Origin of the sequence: Xylophilus sp. (genome assembly GCA_009914555.1) — a bacterium.
Classification (GTDB): domain Bacteria; phylum Pseudomonadota; class Gammaproteobacteria; order Burkholderiales; family Burkholderiaceae_C; genus WNDY01.
This window is the reverse complement of record WNDY01000030.1, coordinates 32,554-55,722: the sequence shown is the minus strand read 5'-3', so window position 1 is coordinate 55,722 and position 23,169 is coordinate 32,554. Positions and strand designations below refer to the sequence as shown.

16 protein-coding genes and 3 pseudogenes are annotated in these 23,169 nt (G+C 69.7%); 16 read left to right on the top strand and 3 right to left on the bottom strand.

What is annotated here, in order from left to right:
* The 4 genes and pseudogenes from GAK38_RS14060 to GAK38_RS14050 form a co-directional block, all read left to right on the top strand.
* On the top strand, window positions 1-574 hold a 574-nt coding region (locus GAK38_RS14060), incomplete at its 5' end, for a DDE-type integrase/transposase/recombinase (RefSeq protein WP_325345104.1).
* A 27-nt stretch (window positions 575-601) separates the two neighbouring features.
* Window positions 602-883, top strand: coding sequence for a hypothetical protein (locus GAK38_RS14055; protein ID WP_325345102.1), 282 nt, complete (start codon window positions 602-604; stop codon window positions 881-883).
* A gap of 342 nt (window positions 884-1,225) precedes the next feature.
* Window positions 1,226-1,288 (top strand): annotated as a pseudogene (locus tag GAK38_RS23950) (hypothetical protein); the annotation flags it as partial.
* A 103-nt stretch (window positions 1,289-1,391) separates the two neighbouring features.
* Window positions 1,392-2,044: pseudogene (locus GAK38_RS14050) on the top strand (tyrosine-type recombinase/integrase).
* Here GAK38_RS14050 and GAK38_RS14045 read toward each other — a convergent pair.
* The 3 genes and pseudogenes from GAK38_RS14045 to recQ all read right to left on the bottom strand — a co-directional run bounded on the left by GAK38_RS14045 (window position 2,039) and on the right by recQ (window position 5,577).
* Window positions 2,039-2,758 (bottom strand): cupin domain-containing protein, encoded by a 720-nt coding sequence (locus GAK38_RS14045; RefSeq protein ID WP_325345100.1) that lies wholly within the window; start codon window positions 2,756-2,758, stop codon window positions 2,039-2,041. The pseudogene GAK38_RS14050 and the gene GAK38_RS14045 sit on opposite strands and share 6 nt — an antisense overlap.
* Before the next feature lie 226 nt (window positions 2,759-2,984).
* A pseudogene (locus tag GAK38_RS14040) lies at window positions 2,985-3,584 on the bottom strand (ATP-binding protein); the annotation flags it as partial.
* A gap of 133 nt (window positions 3,585-3,717) precedes the next feature.
* A complete protein-coding gene (gene recQ, locus GAK38_RS14035) occupies window positions 3,718-5,577 on the bottom strand; it encodes a DNA helicase RecQ (protein ID WP_325345110.1) in 1,860 nt (619 codons plus the stop codon).
* Between the two features lie 218 nt (window positions 5,578-5,795).
* On the opposite strand from recQ, the gene GAK38_RS14030 reads away from it, so the two are divergent.
* The 12 genes from GAK38_RS14030 to GAK38_RS13975 all read left to right on the top strand — a co-directional run bounded on the left by GAK38_RS14030 (window position 5,796) and on the right by GAK38_RS13975 (window position 23,122).
* Window positions 5,796-6,773 (top strand): Bug family tripartite tricarboxylate transporter substrate binding protein, encoded by a 978-nt coding sequence (locus GAK38_RS14030; RefSeq protein WP_325345098.1) that lies wholly within the window; start codon window positions 5,796-5,798, stop codon window positions 6,771-6,773.
* Window positions 6,770-8,008, top strand: a complete 1,239-nt coding sequence (locus GAK38_RS14025) for a CaiB/BaiF CoA transferase family protein (protein WP_325345096.1) — start codon at window positions 6,770-6,772, stop codon at window positions 8,006-8,008. Before GAK38_RS14030 ends, GAK38_RS14025 begins: the two co-directional genes overlap by 4 nt.
* Window positions 8,005-8,400: a cupin domain-containing protein gene (locus GAK38_RS14020; RefSeq protein WP_325345094.1), complete on the top strand. Its 396-nt coding sequence runs from the start codon at window positions 8,005-8,007 to the stop codon at window positions 8,398-8,400. Before GAK38_RS14025 ends, GAK38_RS14020 begins: the two co-directional genes overlap by 4 nt.
* Window positions 8,400-9,563: an acyl-CoA dehydrogenase family protein gene (locus GAK38_RS14015; protein ID WP_325345108.1), complete on the top strand. Its 1,164-nt coding sequence runs from the start codon at window positions 8,400-8,402 to the stop codon at window positions 9,561-9,563. Before GAK38_RS14020 ends, GAK38_RS14015 begins: the two co-directional genes overlap by 1 nt.
* 27 nt (window positions 9,564-9,590) lie before the next feature.
* Window positions 9,591-10,475 (top strand): LysR family transcriptional regulator, encoded by an 885-nt coding sequence (locus GAK38_RS14010; protein WP_325345092.1) that lies wholly within the window; start codon window positions 9,591-9,593, stop codon window positions 10,473-10,475.
* A gap of 175 nt (window positions 10,476-10,650) precedes the next feature.
* Entirely contained in the window at window positions 10,651-12,348 is a 1,698-nt protein-coding gene (locus tag GAK38_RS14005) for an acyl-CoA dehydrogenase family protein (protein WP_325345090.1), read from the top strand.
* Between the two features lie 79 nt (window positions 12,349-12,427).
* Window positions 12,428-13,447, top strand: coding sequence for an ABC transporter substrate-binding protein (locus GAK38_RS14000; protein ID WP_325345088.1), 1,020 nt, complete (start codon window positions 12,428-12,430; stop codon window positions 13,445-13,447).
* Between the two features lie 240 nt (window positions 13,448-13,687).
* On the top strand, window positions 13,688-15,085 hold the full coding sequence (gene dnaA, locus GAK38_RS13995) for a chromosomal replication initiator protein DnaA (protein ID WP_443089219.1): 1,398 nt from the start codon (window positions 13,688-13,690) through the stop codon (window positions 15,083-15,085).
* 104 nt (window positions 15,086-15,189) lie between these two features.
* Complete coding sequence (dnaN, locus tag GAK38_RS13990; protein ID WP_325345085.1) at window positions 15,190-16,296, top strand: DNA polymerase III subunit beta; 1,107 nt, start codon at window positions 15,190-15,192, stop codon at window positions 16,294-16,296.
* A gap of 126 nt (window positions 16,297-16,422) precedes the next feature.
* Window positions 16,423-19,044, top strand: a complete 2,622-nt coding sequence (gyrB, locus tag GAK38_RS13985; protein ID WP_325345083.1) for a DNA topoisomerase (ATP-hydrolyzing) subunit B — start codon at window positions 16,423-16,425, stop codon at window positions 19,042-19,044.
* A 191-nt stretch (window positions 19,045-19,235) separates the two neighbouring features.
* Window positions 19,236-22,598, top strand: coding sequence for a chemotaxis protein CheB (locus GAK38_RS13980; protein WP_325345082.1), 3,363 nt, complete (start codon window positions 19,236-19,238; stop codon window positions 22,596-22,598).
* Window positions 22,514-23,122 carry a GAF domain-containing protein gene (locus GAK38_RS13975; RefSeq protein WP_325345081.1) on the top strand — a complete coding sequence of 203 codons (609 nt, stop codon included), beginning with the start codon at window positions 22,514-22,516 and terminating at the stop codon, window positions 23,120-23,122. Before GAK38_RS13980 ends, GAK38_RS13975 begins: the two co-directional genes overlap by 85 nt.
* The last annotated feature ends 47 nt before the right edge of the window (window positions 23,123-23,169 follow it).

The following is a 23,169-nucleotide window of genomic DNA, read 5'->3' as shown; positions in this document are numbered from 1 at the left end:
GCCGGGGTATGTGCACGTGGACGTGAAGTACCTGCCGCAGATGCACGACGAGAGCAACCGGCGTTATCTCTTCGTGGCCATCGACCGGGCCACGCGCTGGGTGTTCGTGCAACCCAAGGCCAACAAGACGGCCGCCAGCGCCCAGGCTTTCCTCAAGGCATTGCACAAGGCCTGTGCGATCAGGATCTCCAAGGTGCTGACCGACAACGGCAAGGAGTTCACGGACCGCCTGTTTACGAGGAAGGAGCGCGAGCCCAGCGGCAATCACGAGTTCGACCGGCTGTGCCAGGAACTGGGCATCGAGCACCGGCTGACCCAGCCCAGGACACCGAGGACCAACGGCATGGTCGAGCGCTTCAATGGGCGCATCGCCGATGTACTCAAGACGCATCGGTTCAACGGCCGAGAGGACCTCGAGCAGACCTTGCTGCGCTATGTGGCCTTGTACAACCAGCAACTGCCGCAGTCAGCGCTGGGCAGCAAGACGCCCATGCAGGCCATGAAGAACTGGTATCAGACTCACCCGCATCTGTTCCATAAGCGGCTATATGATCGTCCGGGATGCGACAGCTAAGGCCATTTTTTAGAATTGAATTGGTAGGTGCGAAATAAGAAGAAGGCCAAGACTGCATATGCCGATATGTTTAGGATTGTGCCTGTAAAAGATTTCTCGAAGAACATGGCAATGATCCAGAGTGCTACCGGAATAATGAAGAATGCTCGGTATCGCTTCTTGGCTGGTGGTGCGGCTCTTGCTGCTAAAAGAGATGTTGATGTGCCAGATGTTGTTGTGGTTGCGCTACCAAACTCCGGGCCACCTGCGCCGAATGCAAAACCTATTGAGTTGCTTCTGGTGTTGACAGTGCTGGTGCCATTTTGGTAGGCGGCCGCAAGACGTTGTGTGTTGTCAGAGCCGCAGCTTTTACATTGCATCTTTCAGCATCCTTCGCTGGTTGCAGTGAGTTCTAACTAGAATTAGACGACAGGCATCCTATCCGAGCCGGTCAACCAACACAAGAGCAACGATATGCACATCCCTGCTATTGCCGCCGTCGCGCCGCCATTTAGGCAAACCTAAAATTTTCCGGATGAATACGACCGCCACAGGAGGCACCGTTCCCGCTTCGCCCTCGGCTCCGCCCAAGCTGCTGGACCAGCTCCGGGCCCACATCCGTACACGCCACTACAGCATCCGCACGGAAGACGCCCATGCCGATTGGGCGCGGTGGGGGCGTTTCTCACGCATCTGGCGGTGGAGCGCAAGGTCTCGATTTCCACGCAGAACCAGGTCAAGGCGGCATTGCTGTATCTTTATAAACAGTTATTGAATATCGATCTGCCCTGGCGCGACGAGGTGGTGCAGGCGCGGGCCGCAGCGCCTGCCGGGGGTGATGGCGCCGCACGAGGTGCGCGACCTGTTGTTGCAGATCGAGGGCGGCACGATGAGTTTGGTCGTGCGCCTGCTCTATGGCACGGGCATGCGCTTGCTGGAATGCCTGCGGCTGCGCGTGAAGGATATCGAATTCGAGCGGCGCGAGATTATCGTACGCGAGGGCAAAGGCAACAAAGACCGGGTGACGGTGCTGCCCGAAAATCTGATCGCACCCCTGCAATCGCAATTAGCGCGCCAAGAATTTGCACGAACGCGATATTGCCGCAGGTGCCGGCGAGGTGTATTTGCCCGCCGCGCTCGCCGTCAAATATCCAGCGTCGGCCCGCGCATGGGGCTGGCAGTATGTCTTTCCATCGCCGGTGCGTCCGCTCGACCCGCGCGGCGATCCTCCGCTGGAGCGCAGGCACCCCATCTATCCCCCGCGTCGGTGCAGCGCGCCGTGCGCGCGGCTGCGCGCGCCATCGGCTTCGCCAAGCCGGTTACGCCGCATGTGCTGCGCCATTCGTTCGCACCCACATGCTGCAGGCCGGCTACGACATCCGCACGGTGCAGGAACTGCTGGGCCACGCGGACGTGAGCACGACCATGGTTTATACGCATGTGCTCAACAAGGGCGGGCATGGCGTGCTCAGCCCGCTGGACACGCTATAGGCCAGGGCTGCCTTGCCGCGCCCGTGGCGCGTCGTCCTGCTGCGCGTGCAGATGCACCGCCAGCCACAGCGCGCCCTGCGACGTCCGCTCGACCGTGTGCGGCGTGCGCGCCGGGATGAAGAGATGGTCGCCCGCCGCCAGTTCCACGGTCCTGCCATCCACCGTCAGCGTGGCCGCGCCTTGCAGCAGCACGACCCATTCGTCCTGTGGCTGCACATATGCGGTCGGCGTGGTGCCGGCCGCGCTGACGATGCGCTCGACCAACAGGTTGCGGTGGTGCAACAGTGTGTCGAAGCGCTCGCCGTGGGCGGGCGGCCGGGCGTCGCGGAAGAGGTTGCTGGCAGGCTGCGGGGCCATCATGGGCGGCATCTTGCCTCGAGATGCCCGGCGGCGGTGGAACAATCGCGTCCCGTGTCCGCGACCGCTCTCCCGTCCCCCACGCTGCTGCTGCGCGCGCCGCTGGCCGCTGCCTTGCTCGGCCTGATGCCGGCGTTCACCGGCAGCGCCGCCGCCGGGCCGGCGCTGGGGCTCGCCGTCATCGTCGACGACCGCGGTCACCCGGTCGAGTTCGCCCAGGTGCCGCAGCGCAGAGACGGTCTGCGCGCTCGGCGACTGCGCGCGGCGCGTGGGTATCGACCGCAATGCGAACTGGCCGGCAGCCATCGACGGCCCGCCGCGCGTGGGCACGATGGACGACGCGCAGGTCGAGCGCATCGTCGCGCTGCGGCCCGACCTGTGCTGCTGCGCTCGCGCAGCCGACCGGTAGGCCGCCTCCATCAGCGCCAGCAGGTCCTTGGCCCGCGCACCAGGCGCTGCTGCGCGGGCGGGGTGGTGGTCGCGTGCCGCAGGCTCAGGCTTTTTTGTCGCTGCCGACGCGGCCGGGTCGGCGGCGGCGCGGGCCGGCGGGCGCAGGGGGCTTGACGATGGGGCCGGCGCCGACGGCGCGGGCGGCGGCGAGCGGGGCGGCCAGTGCGTGCTGCTGCTTCGCATGCCGGGTGCGGAAGGCGTGCGGATCGGCATCGAAGGCCAGGCGGGCGCGCACGGCAGCGGCGCGGGCTACGGCATCCGCGAGGTTGGCCAGCCGCACGGCGAGGCCGAAGCGGTCCAGCAGCTGCGGGCGCAGCGCGCTTTCCTCGGGTTCATGGTGCCCACGAGCACGAAGCGCGCGGCATGGTGGTGCGAGATGCCGTCGCGCGCGACGGTGTTGACGCCGCTGGCGGCGGCGTCGAGCAGCACGTCGAGCAGCAGGTTGACTTCGTCCACGTAGAGCACACCGCCATGCGCGCGGGCCAGCAGCCCGGGGGCGAAGCGCACCGCGTTGCCGGCCAGGGCTTCGCCCAGGTCGAGGGTGCCGGTGAGGTGTTCGAGGCTGGCGCCCAGCGGCAGGGTGGTGAAGGGCGCCGTCGGGCAGCAACTCGGCCGGGGCGCGGGCCGCGGTGCTCTTGGCCGTGCCGCGGGGGCCTTCGATGAGGACGCCGCCGAGGGCGGGGTCGATGGCCGTCAGCAGCAGCGCCTGCTGCAAGGCGGGCTGGTGGGCGATGGCGGAGAGGGGGAAGAGGGGGCGCGGTTGTCATGTCTTTCTGCCTTTCCTGTTCAGGTGGCTGCCGGGCCCTTCGCCGCGCTCGTGCGCCGTTCGCGCAGGGCAAGGGATGCGGACCGCGCCGCCAGGGGCGCTACCGCGCGGCGCAGACGCGCACCACGTCCGCGCCGTACGCCTCCAGCTTCTTCGCCCCCATGCCGCTCACGCCGTGCAGGTCGTCGAGCGACGCCGGGTTGCGCTCGGCGATCGCCGCGAGCGTCGCGTCGTGGAAGATCACGTAGGCCGGCAGGTTGTGCTCCTTCGCCACCTCGGCGCGCCAGGCCTTGAGGTTGATGAAGCGCACCTGCGCGTCGGCGCCCAGATTGGCGGCGGCCACCGGCGGCGTGGCGGCGCGGCGGGTGCGCTTGGGCGCCGCGCTGGCCGTGGCCTCGCGCAGGGGTATCTGCTGCTCGCCCTTGAGCACCGGGCGCGAGCCAGGGGTCAGGGCGAGAGTATCGAAACTGTGGCCGCTCTCCAGCTGGACCTTGTGCAGGCCGACCGCGCCGATGGCCAGCAGCTGGCGCAGCACGCCGCGCAGCTGGGCCTCGCTGTAGGCCGCGCCCAGGCCGAAGGTGGAAAGCTTGTCGTGGCCGAACTGCCGGACCTTGTCGGTGTCCTTGCCGCGCACGATGTCCATGATGTGCCCGGTGCCGAAGGTCAGGCCGCTGGCCTGGTGTACGCGGTAGACGGTCGACAGCAGCTTGCGCGCCGCGTCGGTGCCGTCCCAGACGGCCGGGGGTTGAAGGCAGTTGTCGCAGTTGCCGCAGGGCTGCGACTTCTCGCCGAAATAGCCCAGCAGCCGCACGCGCCGGCAGTCGGTGGCCTCGGCCAGCGCAAGCAACGCGTCGAGCTTGCCGCGCATGACGCTCTTGAACTCCTCGGCCGCGGGGCTCTCGTCGATCATGCGGCGCTGGTTGACCACGTCCTGCAGGCCGTAGGCCATCCAGGCGTCGGCCGGCAGTCCGTCGCGGCCGGCGCGGCCGGTTTCCTGGTAGTAGCCCTCGATGTTCTTGGGCATGTCCAGGTGGGCGACAAAGCGCACGTCGGGCTTGTCGATGCCCATGCCGAAGGCGATGGTGGCGGCCATGACGATGCCGTCCTCGCGCAGGAAGCGGTCCTGGTTCTGCTGCCGCACCTCGGGCGGCAGGCCGGCGTGGTAGGGCAGCGCGGTCAGGCCCGCGTCGCAGAGCGCGGCGGCGATCTCTTCCACCCGCTTCCTCGACTGGCAGTAGACGACACCGGCCTCGCCCGGGTGCTCGCGCTCGATGAAGCGCAGCAGCTGCGTCAGCGGCTCCTTCTTCTCCTCGATGCGGTAGCGGATGTTGGGCCGGTCGAAGCTGCTGACGAACTGGCGTGCGTCCTGCAGCTGCAGCCGCTCGACGATGTCCTCGCGCGTGAGCGCATCGGCCGTGGCCGTGAGCGCGATGCGCGGCACCTGCGGATAGCGCTCGTGCAGCACCGACAGGCCGCGGTACTCGGGCCGGAAGTCGTGGCCCCACTGGCTCACGCAGTGGGCTTCGTCGATGGCGAAGAGCGACAGCTGGCCGCGCGACGCCAGGCCGTCCATCAGATCCAGAAAGCGCGGCGTCGTCACCCGCTCGGGTGCGGCATAGAGCAGCGTGATCTCGCCGCGCGCCAGGCGGCGCTCCACGTCCTGCGCCTCGGCCCATTCGAGCGTCGAATTGAGGTACGCGGCCGGCACGCCCGCCTCGTGCAGCGCGCCGACCTGGTCGTGCATCAGCGCGATCAGCGGCGAGACGACCACCGCCACGCCCTGGCCGGCCTGCTGCCGCACGATGGCCGGCACCTGGTAGCACAGCGACTTGCCGCCGCCCGTGGGCATCAGCACCAGCGCGTCGCCGCCGGCCGCGACATGCTCGACGATGGCCTCCTGCGGGCCGCGGAAGGCTTCGTAGCCGAAGACATCGTGCAGGACGGAAAGGGCGGGGGACAGCAAGACCGGAAGACTTTCTTTCTGAAAGGAACGGGGGGGAAAGCGGCCCGGGCCGTGGGCGGGGCGCCGCGTATTGTGCGCCCGGCGCGGCGGCGGCCGACGATTCGCAACGCCTATCGATCGGTCCGATTATCCAATTGGACGCGAATGGCTGCCCGGGCGGAAGATGCGCGCAGCCTGCGGCACAGCGGGCGCCGATCCACCACCAGGAGACACGCATGAAGCATCCCGTGCGCGCAGCGCTCGCGGCCTGCGCCCTTGCGGCCACGGCCGTCCTCGCGCCGGCCGCGGCCCCGCAGCAGCCCTATCCGTCCCAGCCGGTCACGCTGGTCGTGCCGTTCGCGGCCGGCAGCGGCACCGATTCGGTCGCGCGCGCCGTCGGCACCCGGCTCGCCGAGCGGCTCGGCCAGCCGGTCGTCATCGACAACAAGCCGGGTGCCAACGGCCAGGTCGCCGCCCAGATCGTCGCCAAGGCCCGACCCGACGGCTACACGCTGTTCATGACGACCAACACCTCGCACTCGGCCAACCCGGCGCTCTACCGCAAGCTGCAGTACGACCCGGTCAAGGACTTCACGCCCGTCGCGCGCGTGGGCGAGCTGCCGTTCGCGCTGGCGGTGCATCCGTCGGTGCCGGCGAAGACGATGGCCGAGCTGCTCGACCACGCCCGCGCCCACCCGGGCAAGCTCAGCTACGCCACGCCCAACAGCACCTCGCTGGTGTCGATGGAGAGCATCAAGCACATCGCCCAGGTCGACATCCTCGGCATCCCCTACAAGTCCAGCCCGCAGGCCATGGCCGACCTGGCCGGCGGCCAAGTGCAGGTCTACGTGGCCGACCTCGGCTCGGGCATGGGCATGCTCAAGACCGACAAGGTGCGCGTGCTGGGCATCACCACCGCCCAGCCCTCGCCGCTGCTGCCGGGCGTGCCGCCGATCGGCGCGACGGTCCGGGGCTGCGACCTGACCTCGTGGAACGGCATCTTCGGCCCGGCCGGCATGCCCCGGCCTATCGTGGAGCGGCTCAACGCCGAGCTGCAGAAGGTGCTGGCCGACAAGGACACGCAGGACAAGCTCGCGCAGATCGGCTTCCAGGTCTGGCCCAGCAAGACGCCTGACGAGTTCGCGCGCTACGTGGCCGAGCAGCTCGCGCACTGGCGAACCCTCATCCGCCAGGCCGAAATCCAACCCGAATGACCACCGCCACCGGCCCGCTCGCGGGCGTGCGGGTGCTCGACCTGACCTCGGTCATCATGGGCCCGTTCGCCACGCAGATCCTGGCGCAGCTCGGCGCCGAGGTCATCAAGCTCGAAACGCCCGAGGGCGACACCATGCGCCACGTCGGCCCCATGCGCCATGCCGGCATGGGTCCCATCTTCCTGCATGCCAACGCGGGCAAGCAGAGCATCGCGCTGAACCTGAAGCGCGCGGAAGGCCGCGAGGCCGCGCTGCGCCTCGCCGAAGGCTGCGACGTGCTCATCAGCAACGTGCGGCCGCAGGCGCTCGCGCGGCTCGGGCTGCACTACGAGGCGGTGCGCGCGCGCAACCCGCGCCTCATCCACGTGAGCTGCTGCGGCTTCGACCAGGAGGGGCCGGACGCCGCGCGCCCCGCGTACGACGACCTGATCCAGGGCGCCACCGGCATCCCCTGGCTGATGCAGCAGTACGGCGCGCCCGAGCCCAGCTACGCGCCCACCACGCTGTCGGACCGCGTGACCGGCCTGCATGCAGTCTACGCGGTGACGGCCGCGCTCTGTGCGCGCGAGAAGACCGGCGAAGGCCAGGCCATCGTCGTGCCGATGTTCGAGGCCATGGCGCAGTTCGTGCTGGGCGACCACATGGCCGGGCTCACCTTCGATCCGCCGCTCGGCGAGCCCGGCTACGCGCGCCTGCTCACCGCCCACCGCAAGCCCTACGCCACGGCCGACGGCATGCTCTGCGTGCTGATCTACAACGACAAGCACTGGAAGAGCTTCTTCGCCGCCATCGGCGAGAGTGACGGCCTGGCGCGCGATGCGCGGTTCGCCACCCACGGCGCACGCGCGGCGAACATCGACGCGGTTTATGCCGAGGTCGCGCGCATCCTGCGCACCCGCACCACGGCCGCATGGCAGGCGCTGCTGGATGCGGCCGACGTGCCCAACATGCCGATGCATTCGCCGGCCGACCTGCTCGACAACCTGCAGCTGCGCGCCACCGGCTTCGTCCACGACACCGTGCATCCGACCGAAGGGCCGATGCATGCGATGGCCCACCCGACGCGCTGGTCCGCCACGCCGCCGGCGCGCCGGCAGCCGCCCGCCCCGCGCCTGGGCGAGCACACCCGCGCGCTGCTGGCCCAGGCCGGCTACACGCCGGCGCAGATCGACGACCTGCTGGCCCAGGGCGTGGGCCACGCCCCGCAACACAACGACGAGACGACCACCCCATGACCACCTCTGCCCCACCCCGCTTCCGCGTGCGCGCCGCCGACGTGCCGAGCTACCAGCCGGCCAACCACCACCACACCTTCAACCAGCGCCTGATCGGCCCCGAGACGGTCGGCGCGCAGCAGATGGAAGTGCTGCTCGGCACGCTGCACCAGGGCGGCGGCGCGCTGCCGCATGCCCATCCGGGCATCGAGCAGGCCTGCTACCTGCTCGAAGGCACGGCGCGTGCCGAGGTGGTGGGCGAACCGGCCTTCGACATGCAGCCGGGCGACATGTGCTTCTTCCCGGCCGACCGCATGCACGTGTTCACGGTGACCAGTGAGACGCCGGTCAAGCTGCTGGTGATCTACAGCCCGCCCTATGGCGAAGCGCCCGACAAGGTGATCCGGCCATGATGGACTTCGGCTATTCGCCCGAGCAGGCGCAGATCCGCGAGGCCATCGAGCGCGTCTGCGCGCCGTTCGACGCCGACTACTGGCTCCGGAAGGACCGCGAGGGCGGCTTTCCGCATGACTTCCACCGTGCGCTGGCCGATGCCGGCTGGCTTGGCATCGCCATGCCCGAGCAGTACGGCGGCGCGGGCCTCGGTATAAGCGAGGCCGCGCTGATGATGCACACCATCGCCGCGACCGGCGCCGGCCTGTCGGGCGCGTCGGCGGTGCACATGAACATCTTCGGCCTGCACCCGGTCGTCGTCTTCGGCAGCGACGCGCAGAAGGCGCGCTGGCTGCCGCCGCTGATCCAGGGGAAGGACAAGGCCTGCTTCGGCGTGACCGAGCCGAACACCGGACTCAACACCCTGCAGCTCAAGACCCGCGCGGTGCGCGAGGGCGACCACTACGTCGTGCACGGCCAGAAGGTCTGGATCAGCACCGCCCAGGTGGCCACCAAGATCCTGCTGCTCGCGCGCACCACGCCGATCGAGGACTGCCAAGGCACCGAGGGCCTGAGCCTGTTCTACACCGACCTGGACCGCAGTACGGTCGAGGTGCGCGAGATCGACAAGCTCGGCCGCACATGCGTCGATTCGAACCAGGTCTTCATCGACGGCCTGCGCATCCCGGTGGAGGACCGCGTGGGCGAGGAAGGCAAGGGCTTCAGCTACATCCTGCACGGCCTGAACCCCGAGCGCATCCTGATCGCGAGCGAAGCCGTGGGCCTGGGCCGCGCGGCGCTGGCGCGCGCGGCCGGCTATGCGGCCGAGCGCGAGGTGTTCGGCCGGCCGATCGGCCAGAACCAGGGCATCCAGCATCCGCTCGCGCAGTCGTGGGTGGAACTGGAGGCCGCCCACCTCCTGGTGCAGAAGGCCGCCTGGCTCTACGACCACCACCAGCCCTGCGGCGCCGAGGCCAATGCCGCCAAGTACCTCGCGGCCGAAGCCTGCTACCGCGCCTGCGAGCGCGCGATCTTCACCCACGGCGGCATGGGTTATGCGAAGGAATACCACGTCGAACGCTACCTGCGCGAGGCCTGGATCCCGCGGCTGGCGCCGGTGAGCCCGCAACTCATCCTGTGCTTCATCGCGGAGAAAGTCCTGGGTTTGCCGAAGTCGTATTGAGGCGCGAGGCGGGGCATCATGCCGGGTATGAAGCTCCACCTGCTGCGCTACTTCGCCGTGCTGGCCGAAGAGCTGCACTTCGGCCGTGCGGCCGAGCGCCTCGCGATCACCCAGCCGCCGCTGTCCTCCGGCATCAAGGCGCTGGAGGACGAACTCGGCGTGCGGCTGTTCGAGCGCACCAGCAAGCATGTGAAGCTGACTGCCGCCGGCACCGCCTACCTGGCCGAGGTCCGCATCGTGCTCGACCGAGTGGCGCGCGCGGGCGAGACGGCGCGCGCCGTGGCCGCCGGCCTGCACGGGCGGCTCGACATCGGCTTCACCGGCTCGATGGTCTATCGCGACATGCCGGCCATCGTGCGGGCGTTCGGCGCGCATGCGCCAGGCATCGAGGTCAACCTGCGCGAGATGTCCTCGAACGAGCAGATCGAGGCGCTGCTGCACCGCCAGCTGCATGCGGGCTTCCTCAACGCCGGCACCGTGCCGCCACGGTTGGCGAGCCTGCCGCTCGCGGACGACCACTTCGTCTGCTGCCTGCCCGACGACCATGCGCTCGCGCAGGCCGCGGCGGTGGACCTGCGCGCGCTGGCCGAAGAGACCTTCGTGATGTTCTCGCGCGAGGTCGCGCCGGCCAACCACGACAACGTGATCGCCCTCTTCCAGCGCGCCGGCATCCATCCGCACACCCGCCATGCCACGCGCCAGTGGCTCACCGTGACCGCACTCGTCGCCATGCGCATGGGCGTGGCGCTGGTGCCGGCGTCGATGGCGCAGGCGGCCGTCAAGGGCGTGCGCTTCGTGCCGATCGCCGGGCTGCGGCATCCGACGGTCGGTGTGCTGGCCTGGCACGAGTCCGCGGTCACGCCGGCGCTGCGCGCCTTCATCGGGGCGGCGGCGGAGCATCCGCGCGGCTGACGGCTGCGCTGTGCGGTGCACCAATCCCCAGGGGCTGGGGTATTGCTCTATGGCCGGCTCTTGGCGGGCGCTTGGGGCCTATACCCTACGGCGAGGGCTGCCCCGGTTTCCCCGCTGGTCGAACATTTCTAGACTGTCTCCTTGCGCCCGCTCGGGGCGCGGAGGAGACAGTGCGATGCCCTGGTCCACCCACGAGGTCTTCAACCAGGCCGACGACCTCGTCGGCTACGACCTGCTCGCGACCGACGCCGCCCTGGGCGAGGCCCTGGCGCGTGCCGGCGCCGACTGGGCCGCACAGCCGCTCGGCGCCTACGCCCGCCGGCTCGGCGAGGCTGCGACCTATGCGCTGGCCGAGCAGGCCAACCGCCATGTGCCGCAGCTCCACGTCTTCGACGCGCGCGGCCGGCGCATCGACGCGGTGGAGTACCACCCCGCCTGGCACGAACTGCTCGCGCTCTACCGTGCTCAAGGGCTGGTCAGCCTGCCGTTGCGCGACACCCGCACCGGCCGCTGGACGGCCTGGGCCGCCGGCTTCTACCTGCACGGCCAGGTCGAGCAGGGCACGCTCTGTCCGGCCACGATGACGACGGCCGCCATCCCGCTGCTGGCGCGCGAGCCGGCGCTCTGGGCCGCCGTGCAGCCGGGCGTCTGGAGCGACGAGCACGATCCGCGCGACCGGCCGGCCGCGCAGAAGGCCGGCCTCTGGTTCGGCATGGGCATGACCGAGAAGCAGGGCGGCTCCGACCTGCGAACCAATGCCACGGTCGCCACGGCGGTCGGCGCGGGCGGGCGCGGCGGCGAATACCTGCTGCGCGGCCACAAGTGGTTCTTCTCGGTGCCCGCCGCCGATGCCCACCTCGTCGTGGCGCGCGTCGGCCAGGGCAGGGGCGAAGGCGGGCCGTGCGCCTGCTTCTACGTGCCGCGCTGGCGGCCCGACGGCACGAAAAACGCCGTCCTCGTCCAGCGCCTGAAGGACAAGGTCGGCAATCGCAGCAATGCCAGCGGCGAAGTCGAGTTCCACGACGCCTGGGGCGTGCTGCTCGGCGAGGAGGACCGCGGCATCCCGACCATCATCGAGATGGCGACGACCACCCGACTCGCCTGCGTGCTCGGCAGCGCGGCCATCCTGCGGCAGGCCACGGTGCAGGCGATCGCCTATGCGCGGCGGCGCCACGCCTTCGGCCGGGCGCTGGCCGACCAGCCGCTGATGCGCACCGTGCTGGCCGACCTGGCCCTGGAGAGCGAGGCGGCGCTCGTCCTGGCGATGCGCCTGGCGCGCGCGTTCGAGCGCGATGCCGACGGCACCGGCGGCCCGGTCGAGCGGGCCTGGAAGCGGCTGGTCACGCCGGCGGCCAAGTTCTGGGTCTGCAAGCGCACGGTCGAACTGACCGGCGAGGCGATGGAAGTCTTCGGCGGCAACGGCTACGTGGAGCCCGGCGTGGCCGCGCGCCTGTTCCGCGAGGCGCCGGTCAACTCGATCTGGGAGGGCTCGGGCAACGTCATGTGCCTGGACGTGCTGCGCGGCATGGCGCGCGAGCCCGAGGCCGCCGAGGCGCTGTTCACCGACCTGGCCGACGCGGCGTCCGGCGCGCCGGTGATCCTGGCCGCGCTCAAGCACCTGCGCCTGCTGCTGCTGCACGGGCCCGAGGAACTGGAGTCGCTGGGCCGGGTGCTGGTCCAGCAGCTGGTGCTGATCGCCCAGGCCGGCCTGCTGCGCCGCCATGCGCCCCGGGCCGTCGCTGACGCCTTCGCCGCCGCGCGCTTCGGCACCGACGACCACCACGCGCCCAGCCGCGTCGCCGGCGCGATCGACCCGCGGATGCTGGATGTGGCGGCGATCCTGGCGCGCGCGTTCCCGGCGGACGCCGCATAAGCATCGAACGGAAGGTTCGTTGGGCGGCGCCAGGGCGGCGCCTAGCATGGCGCTCCCTTTTTTCCGCTCTGCCATTCCCATGCCGCTGCCCCTCTCCCTGCGCACCGCCACCCGCCGCCTTGGCGCCGCGCTCGCGCTCGCCGCCACCGTCCTCACCGCCCAGGCCGAGGGCCGCATCCGCATCGCCTACCAGTTCGACGTGGGCGACATCGTGCTGCACGTGGTGCGCGACCAGAAGCTCATCGAGAAGTACGCCGCCCGGCAGGGCGTGGCCGACGTGCAGGTCGAATGGAAGCAGCTTTCGGGTGGCGCCGCGATCAACGACGCCATCCTGTCCAACACGCTCGACGTGGCCTCCACCGGCCTGCCGCCGCTCCTGACCATCTGGGACCGCACCCACGGCAAGCAGAACGTGAAGGCCATCGCCGCGCTCGGCTCGCTGCCGACCTACCTGCTCACGCGCAACCCGGCGGTGAAGACGCTGGCCGACTTCGGCCCGGGCGACCGCATCGCCGTGCCCGCCACGACGATCTCGCTGCATGCGCGGCTGCTGCAGATCGCCGCCGCCCAGCAGTTCGGCAAGGACCAGGCCAATCGCTTCGACCCGTGGACCGTCAGCCTGCCGCACAGCGACGCCGCCGCCGCGCTGCTGTCGGGGGCGACCGAGATCAACGCGCACTTCGCCAGCCCGCCGTTCCAGTTCCAGGAACTCAAGAACCCGGCGATCCGAAAGATCACGACGTCGTACGACCTCCTCGGCGGCCCGAGCACGCTCAACATCCTGTGGGCGCCCGAGCGCTTCAAGCAGGAGAACCCGCGGACCTTCGCCGCGCTGCGCCAGGCGCTGGCCGAGGGCCTGGCGATCGTCAACGCCGACAAGGCGCGCGCCGCGCAGGTCTACGTGAAACTGGAGAACTCCAGGCTGCCGGTGGACTTCGTTCAGGAAATCATCTCCTCGCCCGACGTGCGCTATACCCTGCAGCCGCAGAACACGCACAAGCTCGCGAGCTTCCTGGCCGACGTGGGTGCCATCAGGAACCGTCCGGCCTCGTGGAAGGACTACTTCTTCGAGGACGCCTGGGCCGACGGCGGCAGCTGACCCGGTATACCCCACGGCTGGGCGCCAGCGGCGGGCAGTCTCAGGGCGCCTGCGCCGGATACCCCTGTATGCCGTTGAAAGGCGGCTGCCGCGGGCCGCCGGCCCGGCAACCCGCCCCCTGCGGGCAAGGTTGTGGATAAGGCCTTGATAAATTACAATGGTCGGTCGCCTGAGGCTCCGAATATCCACAGAACCGACCACAGAATGACAGAGGGATCGAGCCGCGCGGCCGCGGCATCCATGCCGCCACACACTGGCTCCGACGCGGGCCAGGGGCTCTGGCAAGCCTGCGTCGAGCAACTCGCGCAGGACCTCCCCGAACAGCAGTTCAACACCTGGATCCGGCCCCTCGCGGCCGTGGTTACGGACGACTTCTCCAAGGTCACGCTCTTCGTGGCCAACCGCTTCAAGATGGACTGGATCCGCGCGCAGTACGCGGGTCGCATCGCTGCGCTGCTGGAGCAGCTCTACGGCCAGCCGGTCACCCTGGAGTTAGCGCTCGCTCAGCGCGAAGCCACCGTCCGCACGTACGTTCCGCCGCTCGCGGCCGTGGCGCCCAGTGCCGCGCCCGAGGCCCCGCTTGCGGCCGAGGAGCCGGCCTCGGCCGGCGGGGGCTTCAAGTCGCGCCTCAACCATGCGCTCACCTTCGAGACGCTGGTCGAGGGCACGGCCAACCGCATGGCGCGCGCCGCGGCCATGCATGTGGCCGGCACGCCGGGCCACCTGTACAACCCGCTCTTCATCTACGGCGGCGTCGGCCTGGGCAAGACCCACCTGGTGCATGCGGTGGGCAACAAACTGCTGGCCGACCGGCCGGAGGCCAAGGTTCTCTACATCCATGCCGAGCAGTTCGTCTCGGATGTGGTCAAGGCCTACCAGCGCAAGACCTTCGACGAGTTCAAGGAGCGCTACCATTCGCTGGACCTGCTGCTGATCGACGACGTGCAGTTCTTCGCCAACAAGGACCGCACGCAGGAAGAGTTCTTCAACGCCTTCGAGGCGCTGCTGGCCAAGAAGTCGCACATCGTGATGACTTCGGACACCTATCCCAAGGGCCTCGCCGACATCCACGAGCGCCTGGTCTCGCGCTTCGACTCCGGGCTGACCGTCGCCATCGAGCCGCCCGAGCTGGAGATGCGCGTGGCCATCCTGATCAACAAGGCGCGGGCCGAGGCGGCCGAGATGCCCGAGGAAGTCGCCTTCTTCGTCGCCAAGAACGTCCGGTCCAACGTGCGCGAGCTCGAAGGCGCGCTGCGCAAGATCCTCGCCTACAGCCGCTTCAACCAGAAGGACATCTCCATCCAACTCGCCCGCGAGGCGCTGCGCGATCTGCTGTCGATCCAGAACCGGCAGATCTCGGTGGAGAACATCCAGAAGACGGTGGCCGACTACTACAAGATCAAGGTCGCCGACATGTACAGCAAGAAGCGCCCGGCCAGCATCGCCCGCCCGCGCCAGATCGCCATGTACCTGGCCAAGGAGCTCACGCAGAAGAGCCTGCCGGAGATCGGCGAACTCTTCGGCGGCCGCGACCACACGACCGTGCTGCACGCGGTGCGCAAGATCGCCGGCGAGCGCCAGCAGCTCACCGAGCTGAACCAGCAGCTGCACGTGCTGGAACAGACCCTCAAGGGTTGACCGGGAACCCGGGAACCGCCGTCGAAACCAGCGAAAATGACGCGTTTTGCCCATTCCGTCGATCCCCGCTGGGAGGCGGGTTCTTCCATTCACAAGAGGTTGACATGAACGTCCTGAAGGCAACGCAAGACAAGGTCCTGGCGGTACTGCAGTCCGTGACAGGCATCGTCGAGCGCCGGCACACCCTGCCCATCCTGGCCAACGTGCTGATCAAGAAGACCGGCGATGCGTTGCAGCTGACCACCAGCGACCTCGAAATCCAGATCCGCACCACGGCCGAGCTCGGCGGCGACCCCGGCAGCTTCGCCACGACCGTCGGCGCGCGCAAGCTCATCGACATCCTGCGCACCCTGCCGGCCGACCAGACCGTCAGCCTCGAATCCACGCAGAACAAGCTGATCCTGAAAGGCGGCAAGAGCCGCTTCACGCTGCAGACCCTGCCGGCCGAGGACTTCCCGCTGGTGCAGGAATCGGCCAACTTCGGCCCGGCCTTCAGCGTGCCGCAGAAGACCTTGAAGCACCTGCTCGGCCAGGTCAGCTTCGCCATGGCGGTGCACGACATCCGCTACTACCTCAACGGCATCCTGTTCGTGGCCGAAGGCAAGACGCTCTCGCTCGTCGCTACCGACGGCCACCGCCTGGCCTTCGCCTCGGCCACGCTCGACGTCGAAGTGCCCAAGCAGGAAGTCATCCTGCCGCGCAAGACCGTGCTGGAACTCCAGCGCCTGCTGTCCGACGCAGAAGGCGCCATCGAGCTGCAGTTCGCCAACAACCAGGCGCGCTTCGGCTTCGCCGGCATCGAGTTCGTCACCAAACTGGTCGAGGGCAAGTTCCCGGACTACAACCGCGTGATCCCCAAGGGCCACAAGAACAGCGTCACGCTCGGCCGCCAGCCGCTGCTCGCGAGCCTGCAGCGCGCGGCGATCCTGACCAGCGACAAGTTCAAGGGCGTGCGCATCAACGTCGAGCCCGGCACGCTGCGCGTGGCCTCCAACAACGCCGAGCAGGAAGAGGCGGTCGACGAGCTCGACATCGACTACGGCGGCGACACGGTGGAGATCGGCTTCAACGTCACCTACCTGATCGACGTGCTCGGCAACATGGACCAGGACCTGGTCACCGTCGAGCTCGCCGACTCCAACAGCTCCGCGCTGATCACCAATCCGGACGACGCCGCCTTCAAGTACGTCGTCATGCCGATGCGCATTTGATTGGCCGATCTGCCTGGATGGATCCGTCCGCGGGGCCGGCCGGCCCCGTGATGGCGCTGGCCTGCGACGACCCGCGCTGTTTTTTCTGCGCCGCCAGCCCGCGCGGCGCGATGAAAGATTGCTGATATGACCGACCCGATACCGACCCCCCCGCACACCGAGCCCGTCTACGAGGCGGAGATCGAGAAAGCGGTGCCGATCGAGATCACCCCGCCCGTCGGCGGCGACTACGGCGAAAGCTCGATCACCATCCTCGAAGGGCTCGAAGCGGTGCGCAAGCGCCCGGGCATGTACATCGGCGACACTTCCGATGGCACCGGCCTGCACCATCTGGTGTTCGAGGTGGTCGACAACTCCATTGACGAGGCCCTGGCCGGCCACTGCGACGACATTGTCGTCACCATCCACACGGACAACTCCATCAGCGTGGTCGACAACGGCCGCGGCATTCCCACGGGCGTCAAGTGGGACGACAAGCATGAGCCCAAGCGCTCAGCCGCCGAGATTGCGCTGACCGAGCTGCACGCCGGCGGCAAGTTCAACCAGAACAGCTACAAGGTCTCGGGCGGTCTGCACGGCGTGGGCGTGAGCTGCGTGAACGCGCTCAGCAAGTTCCTGCGGCTGACGGTGCGGCGCGAGGGCAAGGTGCACACGCTCGAATTCAGCCGCGGCGCGGTGCAGAACCGCATCGTGGAGACGGTCGACGGCGTCGAGGTCTCGCCGATGAAGGTCACCGGCGAGACCGAGAAGCGCGGCACCGAGGTGCACTTCCTGCCGGACGTCGAGATCTTCAAGGAGAACAACGACTTCCACTACGAGATCCTCAGCAAGCGCCTGCGCGAGCTGAGCTTTCTCAACAACGGCGTGCGCATCCGCCTGAAGGACGAACGCTCGGGCAAGGAAGACGACTTCTCCGGCGCTGGCGGCGTGCAGGGCTTCGTCGAGTTCATCAACAAGGGCAAGACCATCCTGCACCCCACGCCGTTCTACGCGGCCGGCGAGAAGCCCGCCGAGACCTACGGCGGCATCCCCGGCACGCACATCGGCGTCGAGGTGTCGATGCAGTGGAACAGCGGCTTCACCGAGCAGGTGCTCTGCTTCACCAACAACATCCCGCAGCGCGACGGTGGCACCCATCTGACCGGCCTGCGCGCCGCGATGACCCGCGTCATCAACAAGTACATCGAGGAGAACGACCTGGCCAAGAAGGCCAAGGTCGAGGTCACCGGCGACGACATGCGCGAAGGCCTGACCTGCGTGCTCTCGGTGAAGGTGCCCGAGCCCAAGTTCTCCAGCCAGACCAAGGACAAGCTCGTCTCCAGCGAAGTGCGCGCGCCGGTCGAGGACATCGTCGGCCGCCTGCTCACCGATTACCTGCAAGAAAAGCCCAACGACGCCAAGATCATCTGCGGCAAGATCGTCGAAGCCGCCCGCGCCCGTGAAGCCGCCCGCAAGGCCCGCGAGATGACGCGCAGGAAGGGCGTGCTCGACGGCATGGGCCTGCCGGGCAAGCTGGCCGACTGCCAGGAGAAGGATCCGAGCCTCTGCGAGATCTACATCGTCGAGGGCGACTCCGCCGGCGGCTCCGCCAAGCAGGGCCGCGACCGGAAGTTCCAGGCCATCCTGCCGCTGCGCGGCAAGATCCTGAACGTGGAAAAGGCGCGCTACGAGAAGCTGCTGACCTCCAACGAAATCCTCACGCTCATCACCGCTTTAGGCACCGGCATCGGCAAGGCCGGCAGCACGCCCGACGGCAAGAGCGGATCGGACGACTTCGACGTCGCCAAGCTGCGCTACCACCGCATCATCATCATGACCGACGCGGACGTGGACGGCGCCCACATCCGCACGCTGCTGCTCACCTTCTTCTACCGCCAGATGCCCGAGCTGGTCGAGCGCGGCCACATCTATATCGCCCAGCCGCCGCTCTACAAGGTCAAGAACGGCAAGGAAGAGCTGTACCTGAAGGACGCCCCGGCGCTCGACGGCTTTTTGCTGCGCGTGGCCCTGCGCGATGCGGTCGTCACCACCGGCGGCGACGCGCCGCGCGCCATCGAGGGCGAGGCGCTGGAAGACCTGGCCCGCAAGCACCAGGTGGCCGAAGCCGTCATCGCCCGCCTGGGCGCCTTCATGGACGCCGAGGCCCTGCGCGCCATTGCCGACGGCGTCACGCTGGACCTCGACACCGTCGAAGCCGCCGAGCAGAGCGCCATCGCCCTGCAGGCCCGCCTGCGCGAACTGGCCAGCAACGGCACGCCGGCCGAAGTCTCCAGCGAATTCGACAGCCGCACCGACAAGCCGGTGCTGCGCATCAGCCGCCGCCACCACGGCAACATCAAGAGCAGCGTGCTGACGCAGGACTTCGTCCACGGCGCCGACTACGAAGCCCTGGCCCAGGCCGCGCAGACCTTCAACGGCCTGCTGGCGGCCGGTGCTACCGCCCGCCGTGGCGAGGGCGAGCGCGCCCGCGAGGAGAAGGTCGGCGACTTCCGCCACGCCATGCGCTGGCTGCTGTCCGAAGCCGAACGCACCACCGCCCGCCAGCGCTACAAGGGCCTGGGCGAGATGAACCCCGAGCAGCTCTGGGAAACGACGATGGACCCCGACGTGCGCCGCCTGCTGCGCGTGCAGATCGACGACGCGATCGAGGCGGACCGGGTGTTCACGATGCTGATGGGCGATGAGGTCGAGCCGCGGCGGGACTTCATCGAGACGAATGCGCTGCGGGCGGCGAATATCGACGTGTGAGCGCCAGCGCGGCCGGGCTGCGCTCGATGGATGCAAGGGCCCGGCGTCGCCGGGCCCTTTCCTTTGGACGGCCTGCCGACCGGCGCCGCCGCGCTGCCGGCGGGCGCTATGATGGACCGCTCCGCGCCCTCTGCCGACCCGTGCGGTGCGCCGCTTTCCGATAGCGCCGGCCGACGTGCAGGCGCGCAACCATGAGTGTGACCCCCGACATCCCCGCGCCGCCCTTCGATGTGCTGGGCATCGTCGCGTCCGCCGGCGGCCTCGAGGCGATCTCGGCCGTGCTGGCCGACCTCGAGCCCGGCTTCGGCGCGGCGGTCGTGGTGGGGCAGCACCTGGGCGGCGAAAGCGGGCTGGTCGACATCCTCGCGCGCCGTATCTCCCTGCCGGTTGTCTGGGCGTCGGACGGCATGGCCCTGCAGGCCGGCCGCGTGCACGTCATGCCGCCGCGGACATCGCTCGAAGTGCACCCCGACCACAGCTGCGCGATCAAGCCGACGGCCGACGGGCTGTGGGCGCGCACGCTCGACATCCTGCTCCAGTCCCTGGCGGACAGCTTCGCCAGCCGCAGCATGGCGCTCGTGCTCACCGGCATGGGAAGCGATGGCGCGGCAGGCGCCCGTGCCGTCAAGAACGCGGGCGGCGCGGTCATCGCGCAGAGCGAGAAAACGGCCGACCACCCCGACATGCCGCGCGCGGCCGTGCTCGCCGGTGCGGTCGACCTCGTGCTGCCGCTGCGCGAGATCGGCCCGACGGTCTCGCGGATCATGGGCGGCGGGCGCTTCCCGCAGCCGCGCACCGAGCAGGAGGCGCGCCGGGCCCTGTTCGACGGCCCCGGGCCCGCCAGGCAGGCCCTGCGCGCCGTGGCCTGGGAATCCAGCGCGCTGGGCCAGGTGCTCCACTGGCCCGCCGCGCTCAAGGCCGTGGCCGCCGCTATGCTGGGCAGCGGCTTCGGCACCTGCATCGCCTGGGGCCCCGACTTCAGCCAGCTCTACAACGATGCCTGGATCGGCGTGCTGGGCAGCAAGCACCCCGGCGCCGCCGGCACCTCGTCGCACGTCACCTGGCGCGAGCACTGGCCCTCGCTCGCGGCGACCTACCGGCGCGTTCTCGAGACGTCGCAGACCAGCTATGTCGAGGACTTCCTGCTCGAACTCAGGCGGCACGGCTACACGGAAGAAGCCTACGTCACCCTGTCGTGCAGCCCGCTCGCCGACGACAGCGGGGCGGTGCGCGGCGTGATGACGATCGCCACGGAAACCACCCCGCGCGTGCTGGCCGAGCGGCGCCTCGTGGCCCTGCGCGCGCTCACCTCGGCCGTGGCCGGGGCCGAGACGGTCACCGAGGTCTGCCGCCGTGCCGAGCAGCTGCTGGCCGAGCAGTCGCGCGACCTGCCGTTCGTGCTGCTGTACCGCATCGACGACCTGCGCCAGCGCGCGACGCTGGCCGCCGCCTCCGGCGTCGCCGCCGGGTCGGCGTTCGCGCCCTACACAGTCGATCTGCAGGTCTTGCCCGCGGCCTGGCCACTCGGGCGCGTGGCGCGCCAGGGCGAGCCCCTGCGGGTGGACGACCTGCCCGCGCGGCTGCCGGCCTTCCATGCCGGCCCCTGGCCCGAGCCGCCGACGAGCGCCATGCTGCTGCCGGTGCGCGTGGAGGGCGAGGCGCTGGGCGCCGTGCTGGTGGCGGGGCTGAGCCCGCGCATCGGCTTCGACCGGTCCTACCAGGACTTCGTGGGGCAGCTGGCGCAGCAGCTCGGCGCCAGCCTGACCGATGCGCGCCTGCGCGAGTCGGCGCGCGAGCGCCTGCACCGGCTGGCGGAGCTGGACAGGACGAAGACGGAATTCTTCTCCAACGTCAGCCACGAGTTCCGCACGCCGCTCACACTGATCCTCGCACCCCTGGAGGACGTGCAGATGCACGCTGCGGCGAGCGTCGCGCTGCGGTGCGAACTGGAAGTCGCGGCGCGCAACGCCAAGCGGCTGCTGAACCTGGTGGACACGCTGCTCGACTTCTCGCAGATCGAGGCCGGCCGGCTGCGCGCCCAGTTCGAGATGGTGGACCTGGCGGCGCTGACGCGCGACGTCGCAGGCCTGTTCCGCAGCGCTGCGGAGCGCCTCGGCGTGGCCCTGCACGTGGACTGCCCGCCGCTGTCGGCCCCGGTGCCGGTCGACCGGCAGATGTGGGAGCAGATCGTCTCCAACCTGCTGGCCAACGCCCTGAAGCACACCTTCGAGGGCAGCGTGACCGTGGGGCTTGCCGAACTGGGCCAGCATGTGCAGCTCACCGTCGCCGACACCGGCGTGGGCATTCCGGAGGACGAGCTCGACAACGTGTTCATGCGCTTCCATCGGGTGCGCGGCATGCGCTCGCGCACGGACGAAGGCGTGGGCATCGGCCTGGCCATGGTCCATGGCATGGTGCAGCTGCACCGCGGCCGGGTGCGCGTGCGCAGCCGGCCCGGGCGGGGCAGCACGTTCACCGTCTGGCTGAACCGGACGGTGGCGTTCAGCGCCGACCGCCAGCAGCGGCAGCGCCCGGCGCGCAACGTCGCGCTGCAGCTCGCGCGGGAGGCCGACCGCTGGGCCGCACCGCAGGCCGGCGCGGTGGCGGCGGCTGGCGTCATGGAAAGCGTGCTGGGCCCGGCCCGGCCCGAGATGCCGGCGCGCGTGCCGCATGCGCGCGTGCTGGTGGTCGACGACAACGCCGACATGCGCGACTACCTGGCCCGCGTGCTGGGGCTCTACTGGGACGTCGTCGTGGCGCACGAAGGCGAGGAAGCGCTGGCGCTGGCGCGCAGCCAACGGCCGGACCTGGTCCTGACCGACGTGATGATGCCGGGCCTCGACGGCTTCGGCCTGCTGCGGCGCCTGCGCGAGGACGACGAGCTCAAGGCCACGCCCGTGGTGCTGGTCACCGCGCGCGCGCACGAACAGGCCGCCATCGACGGGCTGCTGGCGGGCGCCGATGACTACGTCGCCAAGCCGTTCGCCTCGCGCGAGCTGGTCGCGCGCATCGGCGCGCAGCTCGAACTCGCGCGCGTGCGGCGCCACGGCGAGCGGCAGGTGCGCGAGCTGCTGGCCCTGATGCCGGTGGCCGTCTATGCCTGCGACCGGGACGGCCGCTTCGAGATCGTCAACCGGCGCGTCATCGAGCTGTGGGGCGCCGAGCCCGGCCGCGACGACCGCGCCTGGGCCCTGCGCGGCGGCCCCCGGGTGCGGTGGCCCGACGGCCATGCGCTCGTGGCGGAGGAAGCGCCGATGGTCACCGTGCTGGCCAGCGGCCAGTCCGTCGTCGACCAGGAACTGGTCATCGTCCAGGCCGATGGGAAGACGCGGGACATCCTCGTCAACATCCGGCCCCTGCACGATGCCGACGGGCACCTCGTCGGCGCCGTGAGCGCATTCCTCGACGTCACCGAGCGCAAGCGCGCGGAGCGCGCGCTGCAGACCATGACGAGGAGCTGGAGAAGCGCGTGGCACATCGCACGGCCGCGCTGGCGGCCAGCGGGGCGGCGCTGGCGGCCGACCTGCGCGACACGATGCTGCTGCACCGTGTGAGCGCGCGCCCCGACGGCGAGAGCGAGATGCAGTCGCTCTACCTCGATATCCTCGACACGGCCATCGCGCTGATGCAGGCCGACGCGGGCACGGTGCAGATCCTCGACGAGGCGACGGGCGACCTTGTCATGCTGGCGCACCGCAACCTGGAGTCCGTGGTCGGGCACTTCCTGCGCGTGCCGGCGGGGTCGGGCACGCCCTGCGGCGTCGCACTGTCCCGGGGCGTCCGGGTCTTCCTCGACTTCGACAACCCGCAGACCCCGGGCCCGCACGATTCCAACAACATCCATTTCCGGGCCGGCCTGCGGTCGGCCCAATCCACCCCGCTGGTGACCCGGCGCGGCCGTCCGATCGGCATGTTCTCGACGCACTGGCACGGCCGCCACCGGCCCGGCGAGCGCGAACTGCGCTACCTGGACCTGCTGGCGCGCCAAGCCGCGGACCTGATCGAGCGGCAGCAGACGCTCGAGCGCCTGCATGAGCGCGACGCCGTGCTCACGCGCCTGAGCGCGGGCGCCTCCTGAGCATGGCCCCCGGCCTTCTCCCCCATCGCGCGGCCGTGACGGGGATG

Excerpts from the sequence above, each read along its gene's own strand:
- GAK38_RS14045 (WP_325345100.1), bottom strand. The coding sequence starts at position 2,758 with ATGCGCTCGACCTGCGCGTCGTCCATCGTGCCCACGCGCGGCGGGCCG.
- GAK38_RS14030 (WP_325345098.1), top strand. The coding sequence starts at position 5,796 with ATGAAGCATCCCGTGCGCGCAGCGCTCGCGGCCTGCGCCCTTGCGGCC.
- GAK38_RS14025 (WP_325345096.1), top strand. The coding sequence starts at position 6,770 with ATGACCACCGCCACCGGCCCGCTCGCGGGCGTGCGGGTGCTCGACCTG.
- GAK38_RS14020 (WP_325345094.1), top strand. The coding sequence starts at position 8,005 with ATGACCACCTCTGCCCCACCCCGCTTCCGCGTGCGCGCCGCCGACGTG.
- GAK38_RS14015 (WP_325345108.1), top strand. The coding sequence starts at position 8,400 with ATGGACTTCGGCTATTCGCCCGAGCAGGCGCAGATCCGCGAGGCCATC.
- GAK38_RS14010 (WP_325345092.1), top strand. The coding sequence starts at position 9,591 with ATGAAGCTCCACCTGCTGCGCTACTTCGCCGTGCTGGCCGAAGAGCTG.
- GAK38_RS14005 (WP_325345090.1), top strand. The coding sequence starts at position 10,651 with ATGCCCTGGTCCACCCACGAGGTCTTCAACCAGGCCGACGACCTCGTC.
- GAK38_RS14000 (WP_325345088.1), top strand. The coding sequence starts at position 12,428 with ATGCCGCTGCCCCTCTCCCTGCGCACCGCCACCCGCCGCCTTGGCGCC.
- dnaA (WP_443089219.1), top strand. The coding sequence starts at position 13,688 with ATGCCGCCACACACTGGCTCCGACGCGGGCCAGGGGCTCTGGCAAGCC.
- dnaN (WP_325345085.1), top strand. The coding sequence starts at position 15,190 with ATGAACGTCCTGAAGGCAACGCAAGACAAGGTCCTGGCGGTACTGCAG.
- gyrB (WP_325345083.1), top strand. The coding sequence starts at position 16,423 with ATGACCGACCCGATACCGACCCCCCCGCACACCGAGCCCGTCTACGAG.
- GAK38_RS13980 (WP_325345082.1), top strand. The coding sequence starts at position 19,236 with ATGAGTGTGACCCCCGACATCCCCGCGCCGCCCTTCGATGTGCTGGGC.